General features: G+C 76.0%; 6 protein-coding genes. All 6 read left to right on the forward strand.

Going from position 1 to position 9,497, the window contains the following annotated elements; translation table 11 throughout:
* On the forward strand, window positions 1-2,741 hold a 2,741-nt coding region (infB, locus tag ACFVGO_RS37305; protein ID WP_380636613.1), incomplete at its 5' end, for a translation initiation factor IF-2.
* A gap of 152 nt (window positions 2,742-2,893) precedes the next feature.
* Window positions 2,894-3,190 (forward strand): DUF503 domain-containing protein, encoded by a 297-nt coding sequence (locus ACFVGO_RS37310; protein WP_030311386.1) that lies wholly within the window; start codon window positions 2,894-2,896, stop codon window positions 3,188-3,190.
* Window positions 3,191-3,343: 153 nt separating this feature from the next.
* The gene (rbfA, locus tag ACFVGO_RS37315) at window positions 3,344-3,784 is read left to right on the forward strand and encodes a 30S ribosome-binding factor RbfA (RefSeq protein WP_359909144.1); all 441 of its coding nucleotides are present in this window, start codon (window positions 3,344-3,346) and stop codon (window positions 3,782-3,784) included.
* Between the two features lie 2 nt (window positions 3,785-3,786).
* Window positions 3,787-4,890: a DHH family phosphoesterase gene (locus tag ACFVGO_RS37320; protein WP_359909142.1), complete on the forward strand. Its 1,104-nt coding sequence runs from the start codon at window positions 3,787-3,789 to the stop codon at window positions 4,888-4,890.
* A gap of 35 nt (window positions 4,891-4,925) precedes the next feature.
* Window positions 4,926-5,855: a tRNA pseudouridine(55) synthase TruB gene (truB, locus tag ACFVGO_RS37325; protein WP_359909139.1), complete on the forward strand. Its 930-nt coding sequence runs from the start codon at window positions 4,926-4,928 to the stop codon at window positions 5,853-5,855.
* Window positions 5,856-6,047: 192 nt separating this feature from the next.
* Window positions 6,048-9,497, forward strand: a 3,450-nt coding sequence (locus tag ACFVGO_RS37330) for a serine protease (RefSeq protein ID WP_380636617.1), incomplete at its 3' end; no start/stop codon positions are given.

The following is a 9,497-nucleotide window of genomic DNA, read 5'->3' on the forward strand; positions in this document are numbered from 1 at the left end:
GCCCGGCCGCACGTCCCACCGCTCCGGCGGCCCCGGTCGCGCCCGCGGCCGAGTTCTCCTCGCCGGCCTCGGCCGGTGACGCCCCGCGTCCGGCCGCCCAGGCCCCGCGCCCCAGTGGCCAGGCCGCCGGCGGTGCCCGTCCGGGCCCGCGTCCGGCCGGTCCGCGTCCGGGCAACAACCCGTTCACCTCGGGCAGCGCGACCGGCATGGGCCGCCCCGGTGACCGCCGTCAGGGCGGTCAGGGCGGTGCTCCGCGTCCGGGCGGTGCCCAGGGCGGCGACCGTCCGCGTCCCGGTGGCGACCGTCCGCGTCCCGCCGGTGCTCCGGGTGCCGGTGCGCCCCGTCCGGGTGGTGCTCCGGGTGCCGGTGCGCCCCGTCCGGGTGGTGCCCCGCGTCCCGGTGGCGACCGTCCGCGTCCCGCCGGTGCTCCGGGTGCCGGTGCCCCCCGTCCGGGTGGCGCCCCGCGTCCCGACGGCATGCCGCGTCCGGCCGCGCCGCGTCCCGGTGGTCCGACCCCGTCCGGCATGCCTCGCCCGAACCCGGGCATGATGCCGCAGCGTCCGGCCGGCCCGCGTCCGGGTCCGGGTGGCCGTGGTCCGGGTGGCCCCGGCGGCCGTCCGGGTGGTCCGGGTGCCGGCGGTGCCCGTCCCGGCTTCCAGGGCCGTCCGGCCGGTCCGGGCTCGCGTCCGGCCGGTGGCGGTGGCTTCGGCGGTCCGCGTCCCGGTGGCGGCGCTCCCGGCGGTGGCGGTGGCTTCGGCCCGCGTCCCGGTGGCTTCGGCGGTCGTCCCGGTGGCCCGGGTGCCCGTGGTGGCACGCAGGGTGCCTTCGGTCGTGGCCCGGGCGGTCGCCCGGCTCGCGGTCGCAAGTCGAAGCGGGCGAAGCGCCAGGAGTACGAGGCCATGCAGGCCCCGTCCGTCGGCGGTGTGATGCTGCCTCGCGGCAACGGCCAGACCGTTCGCCTGTCGAGCGGCGCCTCGCTGATGGACTTCGCGGAGAAGATCAACGCCAACCCGGCCGCGCTCGTCTCCGTCATGTTCAACCTCGGTGAGATGGTCACCGCGACCCAGTCGGTCTCCGACGCCACGCTGCAGCTGCTGGCGGACGAGATGGGCTTCGTCCTGGAGATCGTCAGCCGGGACGACGAGGACCGCGAGCTGCTGGAGTCGTTCGACATCGACTTCGGCGCCAACGAGGGCGACGAGGACCAGCTGGCCCCGCGCCCGCCGGTCGTCACCGTCATGGGTCACGTCGACCACGGTAAGACCCGCCTGCTGGACGCGATCCGCAAGTCCAACGTGGTGGCCGGTGAGGCGGGTGGCATCACCCAGCACATCGGTGCCTACCAGGTGGCGACGGTCGTGAACGGCGAAGAGCGCCCGATCACCTTCCTCGACACCCCGGGTCACGAGGCGTTCTCCGCCATGCGTGCCCGTGGTGCCAAGTCCACCGACATCGCGATCCTGGTGGTCGCGGCCAACGACGGTGTCATGCCGCAGACGGTCGAGGCGCTGAACCACGCCAAGGCCGCGGGTGTGCCGATCGTGGTCGCCGTCAACAAGATCGACGTCGAGGGCGCCGACCCGACCAAGGTCCGCGGTCAGCTGACCGAGTTCGGTCTGGTGGCCGAGGAGTACGGCGGCGACACCATGTTCGTCGACATCTCCGCGCGCCAGGGCCTGAACATCGACCAGCTGCTGGAGGCCGTGGTCCTGACCGCGGACGCCTCGCTGGACCTGCGGGCCAACCCCGAGCAGGACGCGCAGGGTATCGCCATCGAGGCGCACCTGGACAAGGGCCGCGGCGCCATGGCGACCGTGCTCGTGCAGCGCGGTACCCTCCGCGTCGGCGACTCGATCGTCGTGGGCGACGCCTACGGCCGCGTCCGCGCGATGCTGGACGAGAACGGCAACAGCCTCGCCGAGGCCGGCCCGTCCCGCCCGGTGCTGCTGCTCGGTCTGACCTCGGTGCCCCGCGCCGGCGACAGCTTCATCGTCGTCGACGAGGACCGCACCGCCCGTCAGATCGCCGAGAAGCGTTCGGCCCGCGACCGCAACGCCGCCTTCGCGCAGCGTCGGGTCCGGGTGTCCCTGGAGGACCTGGACAAGGCCATCGCCGCCGGCTCCATCGAGCAGCTCAACCTCATCATCAAGGGTGACGTCTCCGGTTCGGTCGAGGCTCTTGAGGACGCCCTGGTCAAGCTGGACGTCGGCGAGGAGGTCGAGCTCCGGGTCCTGCACCGCGGTGTGGGTGCCATCACCGAGTCCGACGTGGACCTGGCGATGGGCTCGGACGCCATCATCATCGGCTTCAACGTGCGCGCCGAAGGCCGTGCGCGCGCCGCGGCCGACAAGGAAGGCGTGGACGTCCGGTACTACTCGGTCATCTACCAGGCGATCGAGGAGATCGAGAACGCCCTCAAGGGCATGCTCAAGCCGGAGTACGAGGAGGTGCGCCTCGGCGCCGCGGAGATCCGCGAGGTCTTCCGCTCCTCCAAGTTCGGCAACATCGCCGGTGTCCTGGTCCGCGACGGCATCATCCGCCGCAACGCCAAGGCCCGCCTGCTGCGCGACGGCAAGGTCGTGGCGGAGAGCCTCACCATCGAGGGTCTGCGCCGCTTCAAGGACGACGCGACCGAGGTCCGCGAGGGCTTCGAGGCCGGTGTCACCCTGGGGTCGTTCAACGACATCAAGGTCGAGGACATCATCGAGACCTACGAGATGCGCGAGAAGCCGCGCGCCTAGTCGGTGTCAGCCGGGGCCGGTCGACGGGTGGTATTTCCGTCGACCGGCCCCGGTCTCGCTGTGTAGGGTCCGGGAAGTAGTCGGACACAGCGGAGCCGGCCCGGTTCCGGGCTGCTCCCCGAGGCCTTCCAGGTCGGCGAGACCTGTCATACATGTTCGTGGGAACACTCACCTTCGACCTGCTGCTGGGCGACGTCCACTCGCTCAAGGAGAAGCGTTCGATCGTGCGGCCCATCGTGGCCGAACTGCAGCGCAAGTACAGCGTGTGCGCTGCGGAGACCGGGAACCAGGACCTGCACCGCCGGGCCGAGATCGGTCTGGCGGTGGTGGCCGGCGAAGCCGGGTACGTCACCGAGGTCCTGGACAGCTGTGAGCGGTTGGTCGCCGGCCGCCCCGAGGTGCAACTCCTCTCCGCGAGGAGGCGCTACCACAACGACGACGATGAATGAGGCCCGTGGAGCCGGTCGGCGGAAGTCGCCGTTCTCACACGGATCAGGACCGAGAGCGCCCGCAAGGCCGGGCGCGGGCCGGTACTTTGGGGCGTGGGCCCCGACGGGTGCGCAGCTCACCCGGGTACCGGGCCCACTGCACGAGGAGGCAACGTGACCGACACCGCAAGGGCGCGCAAGCTCGCCGACCGCATTCAGGTGGTCGTCGCCCAGACCCTGGAACGGCGGATCAAGGACCCCCGTCTGGGGTTCGTGACCATCACCGACACCCGGGTGACCGGAGACCTGCGCGAGGCCACCGTCTTCTACACCGTCTTCGGTGACGAGACCGAGCGCGAGGCCACCGCGGCCGCGCTGGAGAGCGCCAAGGGCGTGATCCGTTCCGAGGTCGGCAAGATCGGCGTGCGCTTCACGCCGACGCTGACCTTCGTCGCGGACGCGCTGCCGGACAACGCCCGGAACATCGACGACCTGCTCGACCGGGCCCGCACCTCGGACGCCGCCGTGCGCACCCAGGCCGCGGGGGCGGACTACGCCGGCGGCGCGGACCCGTACCGGGTTCCGGCGTCCGAGCGTGACGACGAGGACGAGTAGTCATGGCGGGTGAGCCGGCGCGGGCCGCCCCGCGAGCCGGATCGACCACGGGGGCGTCCTCCACCAGCACGGTGGAGGGTGCCCTCGCGGCGCTCCCGGGCCCGCGCACCGAGGAGAGCGGGTTCGAGCTGATCTGGCAGCAGGTGGTGGCGGAGATCGGGCGGGCCCGTTCGATCGACCTGATCTGCCACATCTGCCCGGACGGCGACGCGCTGGGCTCCTCGCTGGCGGCCGCGCTGGCGCTGCGCGCGCTCGGCAAGCAGGTGCGGGTCTCCTTCGGCGACGACCCGCAGATCGTGCCCGAGTCGCTGGTCTTCCTGCCCGGCCAGGAGCTGATCGTGCCGGCGTCCGCGGTGCCGGACGTGCCCGAGCTGGTGCTCTGCTTCGACGTGGCCGCGGAGAGCCGGCTCGGCCTGCTGCACGACAAGGCCTTCGCCGCGCCCGTCCTGGTGGTGTTCGACCACCACGCCTCCAACCCGGGCTTCGGCACCCACCAGCTGATCGACCCGACCGCTCCGGCCACCGCCGTGCTGGTCGACGAGTTGCTGCGCCGGCTCGGCGTCGAGCTGGACGAGGAGCTGGCCACCTGCCTCTACACGGGTGTGGCCACCGATACCGGCTCGTTCAAGTACCGGGCCACCACGCCCGCCACCCACGAGCTGGCCGCCCGGTTGCTGGCCACCGGGATCCGGCACGACCTGATCTCCCGGCAGCTGTGGGACACCTCGTCCTTCGGTTACCTCAAGGTGCTCGCGGGCGCGCTCGACCGGGCCGTCTACGAGCCGGAGGCGGCCGACGGGCTGGGGCTGGTGTGGACCTGGGTGCCGTACCAGGACCTCGCGCTGTTCAGCGTCACGGTCGAGGAGATCGAGGGACTGATCGACATCCTGCGCCGCCCGGCCGAGGCCGAGGTGGCGCTGGTGCTCAAGCAGGACCCGGACGGCACGCTGCGCGGCTCCTCGCGCTCCCGGGGTGTGGTGGACGTCGCCGCGGCCTGCGCCGAACTGGGCGGCGGCGGGCACGTCCACGCGGCCGGATTCAGCGTCCGGGAGGACGTGGCCGCGGTGGTCGAGCGGTTCCGGGGCGCGCTGCGACCGGTACGTTGATCATCTCTGCTGATGTTGTTGAGAGAAAGAACCCGATGAAGCGCAAAGGCACCGGCCCGGACGGCCTGGTGATCGTCGACAAGCCCGAGGGCATCACCTCGCACGGGGTCGTCGCCAAGCTGCGGTGGCTGGCCGGGACCCGGAAGGTCGGACACGCCGGCACCCTGGACCCGATGGCCACCGGCGTGCTGGTGATCGGCATCGAGCGGGCCACCCGGCTGCTCGGCCACCTGATGCTCACCGCCAAGACCTACGAGGCGACCGTCCGGCTCGGCCAGACCACCGTCACCGACGACCGCGAGGGCGAGGTCACCTCCTCGGCCCCGGCCGACGCCGTCACCCGGGAGGCGATCGACGCCGGGATCGCGGCACTCACCGGCGAGATCATGCAGGTGCCGTCCAAGGTCAGCGCGATCAAGATCGACGGCAAGCGCTCGTACGCCCGGGTGCGCGAGGGCGAGGACTTCGAGCTCGCGGCCCGGCCGACCACGATCCACTCCTTCACCGTGCACGAGCAGCGCGCGGCGGTCGCGGAGGACGGCACGCCGGTGATCGACCTGGACGTCACCGTCGAGTGCTCCTCCGGCACCTACATCCGGGCGCTGGCCCGGGACCTGGGTGCCGGGCTCGGCGTCGGCGGCCACCTGACCGCGCTGCGGCGCACCAAGGTGGGGCCGTACGGGGTGGAGTCGGCGCGCACCCTGGAGCAGCTGGAGGCCGAGGTCACCGGCGAGGACGCCAAGGGGCTGGAGGTGCTGCCGATCGCGGAGGCCGCGGCGGCCGCCTTCCCGCGCTGGGACCTGGACGAGGCCTCGGCGCAGAAGCTGTCGCACGGCGCCCGGCTGAAGGCGCCCGGGATGGGCGTGGACGGGCCGATCGCGGTGTACGGGCCGGACGGGCGCTTCCTCGCGCTGGTCGAGGAGAAGGGCGGGCAGGCGAAGCCGGTCGCGGTCTTCGTCGGCTGACGGCCCCACCGCTGTTCGGAGCCCCCGTCGGGAGTCATCCCGACGGGGGCTCCGACGTTCCCGCGGCACCTTCACCCGCACGAGGGAGCGCGCGGAGCGAACGCCCGTGGTGAGCGGCGCGGGCGCGGTCGGGGCGCCGCTCCGGCGGGCAGGCTCCCGACGGCGAGCGAGCGACGGCCGAAGGGGTACGGGATGCCGGGGTTTCCGGAGGGCGATCCGGGGCGGTACCTGCTGCGGATCCGCGACCTCGACGGGCGGCTGCACGGCTTGGGGTTCGTCGCCGACCCGCAGGGGAGCGTGCTGACGGCGCACGAGAGCGTGGCCGGCCTGGACCGGATCGTGCTGCACACCCCCGGCGGGCAGACCAGGGTGCTCGGCCCGGACGCCGTGCTGCCACTGCCCGGGTACGGCCTCGCCCTGCTGCGCACCGAGGCGGTCGGTGGGCTGCCGGTGCCGCCGCTGCCGCTGGCCCCCGCCGCGGCCGCGCGGGAGGTGCTGCTGCCCGCGCTGGCGGGGGAGGACGGCCGGGTGGTCGCGCTGCGCTGCGGGCTGCTCGGGGTCACCGCGGCGGCGTACCACGGGCACCGGCTGGGCGGGGTGCTGCTGCTGGACGTGCCGCTGGTCGGCGGGGTCGCGGTACCGGCCGGATCACCGGTGCTGGACGCCCGCAGCGGGGCGGTGCTCGCCCTGGCCGCGCCCGCCCTGGGCGGGCCCCGGCACGGCGGGGCGCTGCCGGCCGTGGCGGTGGGGGCGGACCCGTCGGACGGGACGGGCGGCGCCGAGGCGCTGGCCGGAGTGCTGGCGGGCAACGCGGCCGCGGTGCCCGGCTACGGCCCGGCGCTCAACCTGGCCGGGGTGCTGCGGCTGACCGCCGCCCAGGTGACGGCGGCCGGTGCCGGGCCGGGCCGGGTGGCCCACCTGGCCGCCGACCGGGTGGACCGGCCGGACGGCCTGGCCGGGGACGCTCCGGCCGCGACCGTCACCGTGCTGGTCGGCGCCCCCGGCAGCGGGCGCACCACCGAACTGGCCGCCCTGGCCGCCCGCCGCCACGGCGGCACCCACCCGCTGCCCACCCTCTGGCTGCGCGGCGCCGACCTGCACGCCGACGACCGGTCGCTCGCCGAGCCGGTGGAGCGGGCGCTGGCCGCCGCGGCGGCCGGACTCGGCACCCCGGCGCCCGCGCCCGAGCCGGTGGCCGCGCTGTGCGCGGCGGCCGGCCGGCCGCTGCTGGTGGTCCTGGACGGCCCCGAGGAGGCCCCGCTGCCGGTGGACGCGCGCTGGCTGCGCGGCGCCGGCCAGTGGCTGACCGGCTGCGGGGCCCGGCTGGTGACGGCCTGCGGGGAGGAGCTGTGGGAACTGCTCGCGGCCGAGACCTGGGGCAGCGGCATCCCGGGCCCCCGCCGGACGGAGGAGCCGCACCCGCACGGGGACCTGGGCAGCGCCCCCACCGTGCGGATGGACGGCCGCGGCCACGGCGGGCCGAGCCTGGCCGGACAGCGGCTCGGCCCGCTGCCCCCCGAGGCGGCCGAGCGGGTGCGCCGCCGGTACGGGCTGCCCCCCGGGCACCCGGCCGCCGCCGAGGACGCCCGGCACCCGCTGGCCGTCCGGCTGGCCGGGGAGCTGTGGGCCCAGGGGCTGCACGACGGTCCGGTGCGCCGGGGCGACCTGTTCGGCGCCTTCCTGGACCTGCGCTGCCTGCGGGTGGCCCAGCGGCTGGCCGAGGACGCCCGGCCGCGCCGCCCGGGCGCCCACCGCCGGGGCGCGGTGCGGCCCGGCACACCGCGGCACCGGCGGGTGCGCCGGCTCGCGGCGGCGGTGGCCGGGCGGGTGCACGAGGCGGCCCGGCGGATGCTCGGCGGCCGGTCGGACGGCGGGCTGGACCACGCCGTCTTCGAGGAGCTGTTCCCGGTCGAGGGCGGCTGGGCCGCGGCGGTGCTCGCCGAGGGCCTGTTCGTCCCGGCCGGGCCCGGATTCCGCTTCGCGCACGGGGAGTTCGCGGACTGGCTGCAGGGCCGGCACCTGGACCTGGACGCGGCGCTGCGGCTGCTGCTCGGCGAGGCCGAGGACACCCCGCCCTGGCCGGCCGACGAGCCGGAGGAGCCCGGCGGCCACCGCGCGGGGGAGCCGGCCGCCGGGGCGAGCGCCGTCCCCCGGCACCGGATCGGCCCGGTCGTCGCCGCGCTGCGCCGGGTGGCCGAGACCTGGGGCGCCGGCGCCCTCGACCCGTGGCTGCACCGGATCTGGCGCGCCCTGGACCTCCGCCCGCCGGGCAGTGAACCCGCCTGGTGGGCGGCCGGGTTGCTCGCCGCGGGTCTGACCGTCGGCCCGGACCCGGCCGAACACCGGGCACTGCTCGACCAGTTGGCGTCCCGGATCGCCGAACGGGCGGGCCCGGCGGGCACGGCGGCGCTCCGGGCGGCCGGGCTCGGCCGCTTCGGCCCGGCCTTCTGGACCGGCCTCGGCCTGCCCGTCGAGGCCGAACTCGACCTGCTGCGCCGCCTGATGCCCGCCGACGGCCCCGGGCAGCGCTACCTCGCCGCGGTGGCCGAGCGGCTGCGCGCCGACCCGGTCGCGGTGTTCCCGCTGCTCTGTGACTGGTTCGAGGACGCGCGCGGCCTGCCGGGGCGCCCCGGCCGCACCGTCGCCGACGTCGCCCACGACCTGCTGCGCGCCCACCGCCGGCTCGCCCTGGACGAACTGGCCGACGCGCTGGCCGCGGCCGCGCACCCGAGGGCGGACGCGCTGCTGACCGTGCTCGCCGCCGAGGAGCCGTCCGCGCTCTGCCGCGCGGTGGACCGCTGGAGCCACGACCGGCGGCCCGAACGGCACGTCGCGGCCGCCGTGCACGCGCTGCGGACCGCCCCGTACGCCTCCGGTGCCGGGGCGGAGCTGCTCCGGTACACCGCGCTGACCCTGCTCGCCCGGGAGGACGAGCCCGGCCTGCACGGGGCCGCGCTGGCCCTGCTGGTCGGTGACCCGGCGACCCGCTCCGCGTACCTGCCGGCCGCCCTCGCCCGGCTCCGGGCCGGCGGCGACGCCTTCCTCACCCCGCGGGCGCTCGCCCCGGCCCTGGAGAGCGACCCGGAGCCCGTCCTGGCCGCGTTCGCCGCCGGGTCGGCCGGCCCCGGCGCGACCCTCGCCGAGACGCTGAGGGTGCTCGCCGACGCCACTGCCCCGGCGGCCGTGCGGCGGGGCGCCGAGCTGGCCGCCGGGCTGCTGCGGGCGGACCCGGCGCCGGCCGGGCCGGTCGCCGTCGACTACCTCGGCCGCCGGCTGGGGCGCGCCGGCGCCGTCGGCCCGGCCGACCGGCTGGAGCTGCGGGTGCTGCTCGGCGTCGCGCTGGCCGCCCGCGGGGCGGAGGTCCGGCGGCCGTTCGCCGAGGTGCTGTCCGTCCCGGTGGCCGACCCGGCGGCGGACGCGCTGCGCTGCGAGCTGCTGGACACCCTGCTCGCCACCGAGGCCGACCCGGTGGTGCTGACCACCGCCGTGGAAGGGCTCGCCGAGCACTGCGCGGCCGAGAATCCCGCCCGGGCCCGGGCGGTGCTGGCCCGGGCCACCCCGGGGCTGCCGGGCGCGGACGAGCTGCTGGTGCGCTGGGACCGGGAGGTGGGGGGGTTCTTCCCGACGTTTTCCCCATCGGCG

The sequence above is a fragment of the Kitasatospora sp. NPDC057738 genome, assembly GCF_042798815.1.
In the GTDB taxonomy this organism is placed as follows: domain Bacteria; phylum Actinomycetota; class Actinomycetes; order Streptomycetales; family Streptomycetaceae; genus Kitasatospora; species Kitasatospora lactacystinica.